Source organism: Paenarthrobacter sp. CM16, from assembly GCF_013179505.1.
Classification (GTDB): domain Bacteria; phylum Actinomycetota; class Actinomycetes; order Actinomycetales; family Micrococcaceae; genus Arthrobacter.
This window is the reverse complement of record NZ_JABMCX010000352.1, coordinates 1-4,216: the sequence shown is the minus strand read 5'-3', so window position 1 is coordinate 4,216 and position 4,216 is coordinate 1. Positions and strand designations below refer to the sequence as shown.

The following is a 4,216-nucleotide window of genomic DNA, read 5'->3' as shown; positions in this document are numbered from 1 at the left end:
AACCCCCCCAAAACCCCACCAAACAACAACCACAAGCCACAGTGAAGCCCGTCACAACCCCCAACCACCCAACCCGGCCACCGACACCACCCAACAGCAACCACCGCCGTCGAACCCCCAGGGCAGCAACGCCCCCCACCCATAATGAAACAGCGATGCCGCCAAACCCGAGGGACCTGAAAGAGCATCCGCCTCAAACCCGAGGGACCTGAAAGAGCGTCCGCCTCAAGCCCGAGGGAAGTGATAGAGCGTCAGAAGGGAGCGGCCGGCTTCCGGCAGCGCGCGCCAACGCCACGAAAGAGCAGCGCCCCGAAAACGACCACCGCCCCACTCGCCACTATCGCCGGACCAGCCAGCAACCACGCCCACTCGCGCCCACTCACACCCGCACCCACTCACACCCGCAGCCTGCTCCTTGCCCTTGTCCCCTGCCACTTGCCACTTGCCACTTGCCCCTTGTCCCCTGCCACTTGCCCTTGGCCCTTGCCCTTAAACACCAACGCTCCCCCACAAAAGTGAGAGAGCGTTGCGGCCAAACCCGAGGGATGTGGCAGAGCGTCGGAAGGAGGAGGGGGAGGTTAGTGGCCGCCGTGTCCGCCGGCGCCGTTGGTCTTGCGCATCATGGCACCGAGCACCACGGCAGCAATCGCGATCACCGTGGCTGCCATGAATGCAGCCTGCATGCCGGCTACCTCGTTGGAGGACGCAGAAACCACAGCGTAGATGGACACGAGCAGCGCCGTCCCGGCTGCACCGGCAACCTGTTGCGCGGTACTGATGATTGCCGAACCGTGGGAGTAAAGGTGCGGCGGCAACGGGTTGAGGCCAGTGGTGAATGCTGGCGTGAACAACAATGCCAGGCCGAGGCTCAGGGTGACGTGCAGGGCAATGACCCAGCCGAGCGAACTTGCTTCGTCCAGGCGCGAGAATTGCCACAGGGTGAGGACCATCAGCACAGAACCCGTGACGGTGAGCGGGAGCGGGCCGACTTTGTCGAAGATCCGGCCAATGACAGGCCCCAGCAAGCCCATGGCCAAACCACCGGGCAGCAGCGCCAGTCCGGTCTCCAACGGCTGCAGGTTCAAGGTGTTCTGCAGGTACAACGGCAACAGGATCACACCGCCGAACAGGGCCATCATGGCGACGACCATCAGCAGTGTGGACACCGTGAACATGCGGAACTTGAAGGCGCGAAGATCCAACAGCGGGGCGTCGGACTTCTGGAGCCCGAGCTGGCGGAAAACAAACAGGGCCAGGCAGAGAACGCCCACCACCAGCGCAATGACGGGAACGACGCCGGCCTCGGCGCCGCCAATCTGGCTCAGGCCGTACACCAGTCCACCGAAGGCAGGGACGGTGAGGATCACTGAAGGCACATCCAACGTGGTCTTCTCGCGCTCCCCCACATTGGTGAGGTACTTGGCTCCGATTGCAAAGGCGGCCAAGGCAACAGGCAGCACGAACACGAACATGAAGCGCCAGGAGAAGTGGTCCAGGATGATGCCGGAAACGGTGGGGCCCATGGCCGGAGCAACGGAGATGGCAATGCTGACGTTGCCCATGACGGCACCGCGTTTGGACATGGGCACCAAGGTAAGGATGGTGGTCATCAGCAACGGGAGCATGATGGCAGTGCCGCCGGCCTGGACAATGCGCGCCAGCAACAGCACAAGGAAGCCCGGCGCCAACGCGGCCAGCAGCGTTCCGCCACTGAACAGTCCCATGGCCAGCATGAACGCCCCGCGGGTGCTCATCCGTTGAAGGATGAACCCGGTAGTGGGAATGACAACGGCCATGGTCAGCATGAAGCCGGTAGCCAGCCACTGCACAGTGGACGCACTGACCTGGAGGTCAGTCATGAGCCGCTGGAGGGCGACGTTCATGATGGTCTCGTTGAGGATCACCACGAACGTTGCTACCAGCAGCGTGACAATGACGGTCACGGATTCACGTGACATCTTCCCGGACACTGGAGCCTGCGGCGCGGGTGCCGGTGACACCGGAGCCTGCGGGGCTGCGGCCTCTGCAGAAATGACAGTGCCGGAAGCGCCGGATTCAGGCTTGCCGTTGGCGTCGGACGTGACGTCGGTAGACATGAGGATTCCCCAAGGGTTGGTTGTGGTGTCCGGCGATCGATGCCGGTGAAGACTAGAACAGTCTAAGCGCCCATCCAATTCCCGTCAGCAGAAAAATTCCAAACGCTAGGAGAACAACGGGGCGTTGTCGATCAGCCGCACCGGCCCCACCTTGGCCGCGATAATCGCCAGCCCTTCCCCGCGGAACGGTGTCTCCTTGCAGTTCTCGGCGAGCGGCTCCAGCGTGACGGGATCGACGACGTCGAAATAGTCCAGTTCCACCAGTGGCTGGGATTCAACAAGCGCGACGGCGGAGTCGAGGTCAAGCGGTTCGTGCGCGTTTGCGCGGGACTCAATAAGGCGCAAAGCCCGCGAAAGGACGAGGGCAGCCTCGCGTTCCTCCTCGGAAAGGAACCTGTTGCGGCTCGAGAGCGCCAGGCCGTCTTCACCCCGGACAATGGGCACGGGAACTATCTCGACCGGAAAGTTCAGGTCTGCGACCATCCGCTTCACCAAAGCCAACTGCTGCGCGTCCTTCTGTCCGAAGTAAGCCCGGTAGGCCGCCGTCGTGCCGTCCGCTGCAGCACCTCCGGGAAGCCCGTAGTGCAGCAGCTTGGCCACCACCGTGAGGGCTCCGTCGAAGTGGCCGGGGCGCGAGGCGCCCTCCCACTTTTCGCCCAGTGGTCCGGAGGTTACGCGAACCAGCGGCTGGCCGCCGGGGTAAACCTCGTCAACGGACGGCGCGAAAACCAGGTCCACGCCTTCAGCATCCAGCAGGGCCATATCGGCGTCGAGCGTACGCGGGTAGCGGTCCAAGTCAACGGCATCGCCGAACTGAAGCGGATTTACGAAAATGGTGGCCACCACGACGTCGTTCTCGGCCACGGCCGTCCGCGCAAGAGCCGCATGGCCCGAGTGCAGGGCACCCATGGTGGGCACCAATCCCTGCGAATTTCCACCTTTGGCGGCCAGGAGCCTGGCGCTCTCCGCCCGCAGTTCCGTCGCGGTGGTTACGAGTTTGATGGCCATGCCGTTCAGTGTCCTTCCGGCGACTTGGGGTCGTTGCCCAACGCCTCGTCGATCTCATTGAGTTGTTCGGGACGCAGCAATCCGCGGTTTCCCGCCCTGCGCGCCGTGGCCCGTGCCATGGCCTGGTAGGCCGCAAGAACGTCGCCGCCCGCACCGCCGTCGTACTCTTTCAGCGCCTGCGCGTGCGCCGAAACGGTGCCCACATCCCCGCGCGCAACCGGACCTGTCAGCGCCGACTCTCCGGACGCGAGGGCGTTCTCCAGGGTTGCCCGCAGCAAGGGGCCCAGCATCGACTCCGGGGAATCGACGCCGATCTCCCGAAGCATCTGCGAAGCCTGGGCCACCAGCGTGACCATGTGGTTGGAACTGTGCGCCAAGGATGCGTGGTAGAGGGTGCGGTCGCCCTCGGCAATCACCACAGGCTCTGCGCCCATCTCGACCACCAGGGCCTGGGCGATCGGCAGCATCGCAGCATCGGCTGTGACACCAAAGGTGCAATCCATAAGCCGGGTCAGGTCCAGGCTCATGCCCGTAAACGTCATGGCGGGATGGAGCGCCAACGGGATCGCACCCGCCGCCCGGACAGGATTCAGGATTCCGACGCCGAACCGCCCGGAGGTGTGCGCCACAAGTTGGCCGGGCTGCCAGGCTCCCAGTTTGGCGAGCCCTGCCACCAACTCGCCAAGGGCATCGTCCGGGACTGCCAACAGCACCAGCTCCGAGCGCTCCACGATGTCCTGGATCTCCAGGACCGGGACACCGGGAAGCAGGTTTTCGGCTCGCTCGCGGCTCGCCTCCGACACTGCGGAAACCCCGACGACGGCGTGCTCGGCAGCGCGCAATGCGGCACCCAATACGGCGCCCACCTTGCCGGCGCCGATGATTCCGACTCCGAGTCGTCCTGGCCTAGCCATCGTGGCGTTCCTCCTGGGGTGGTGACGTGGGGGGTGGTGATGTGTGGGGTTGTTCCTGCGGTGCCACCTGCGCCAGCCATTGCTCGCTGGTCTGCCGCTTCCGGGCTTCGCGGGCGCGGGCGGCCTGCTGGTCGAAGAGCTCCACTGCCTGCCGGACATCGGCTTGGAAAACCCGGGGAGAAACAGGGCCGGCGGTGG

3 protein-coding genes and 1 pseudogene are annotated in these 4,216 nt (G+C 64.6%); all 4 read right to left on the bottom strand.

Annotated elements, in window-relative coordinates:
* Positions 1-578: 578 nt before the first annotated feature.
* The gene (locus HP499_RS21440; RefSeq protein ID WP_172326133.1) at positions 579-2,096 is read right to left on the bottom strand and encodes a DHA2 family efflux MFS transporter permease subunit; all 1,518 of its coding nucleotides are present in this window, start codon (positions 2,094-2,096) and stop codon (positions 579-581) included.
* A gap of 105 nt (positions 2,097-2,201) precedes the next feature.
* Positions 2,202-3,104, bottom strand: a complete 903-nt coding sequence (panC, locus tag HP499_RS21435; protein WP_172326132.1) for a pantoate--beta-alanine ligase — start codon at positions 3,102-3,104, stop codon at positions 2,202-2,204.
* A 5-nt stretch (positions 3,105-3,109) separates the two neighbouring features.
* Positions 3,110-4,018 (bottom strand): Rossmann-like and DUF2520 domain-containing protein, encoded by a 909-nt coding sequence (locus HP499_RS21430; RefSeq protein ID WP_172326131.1) that lies wholly within the window; start codon positions 4,016-4,018, stop codon positions 3,110-3,112.
* Positions 4,011-4,216: pseudogene (locus HP499_RS21425) on the bottom strand (hypothetical protein); the annotation flags it as partial. The pseudogene HP499_RS21425 and the gene HP499_RS21430, both read right to left, overlap by 8 nt.